Raw genomic sequence first — 497 nt, forward strand, 5'->3', positions numbered from 1 at the left:
GCCTTTCGATGTGATGGTTGGCATTGCTATGCTCCTTGCGATATTTGCTTGATCGTGGCCGGGCGGTACTCGCTCTGACGAAGCGCGGCGTGACCCGGCTGAACGCCGAAGCTGCCACCGCGATTTTCGGCGGCGGAATCGGCAGAGATGAGTTACACCGTCTGGCCGGAACCGAGATCCGCGGCAGTCGTCGGATTGCTATCCGGGTCGGATGCGGTCCGTATTGCCAGCGCCTGCAGCGCCTCTACGTCTCGTTGCGATACCTGCACCGTCGCCGTGCCATCACCGCCGTCGACGGCCGGTTGCGGATGTTCGACAAACTTCCAGTCGCCTCCCTGGTTCCAGGGACCGCGGCCGTCGTCACCCTTCGACATGTTGAAGTAGACGCTCGTGAAGTTCGGATTGCCCGGCAGCTTGCCTTGCGGGAAGTTCGGTTGAATCGAGTGCAGCGCCTTCTCGAATGACTTCTGATGGGCTATCTCGCGCGTCATCAGAAA

The 497-nt window shown here is 61.0% G+C and carries 1 protein-coding gene; it reads right to left on the reverse strand.

The genetic code is table 11. The annotated features are described in order from the left end of the window. Positions 1–152 precede the first annotated feature (152 nt). On the reverse strand, positions 153–497 hold a 345-nt coding region (locus QCE48_RS31730; protein ID WP_309794503.1), incomplete at its 5' end, for a manganese catalase family protein.

Origin of the sequence: Caballeronia sp. LZ024, assembly GCF_031451455.1 — a bacterium.
Taxonomy (GTDB): domain Bacteria; phylum Pseudomonadota; class Gammaproteobacteria; order Burkholderiales; family Burkholderiaceae; genus Caballeronia; species Caballeronia telluris.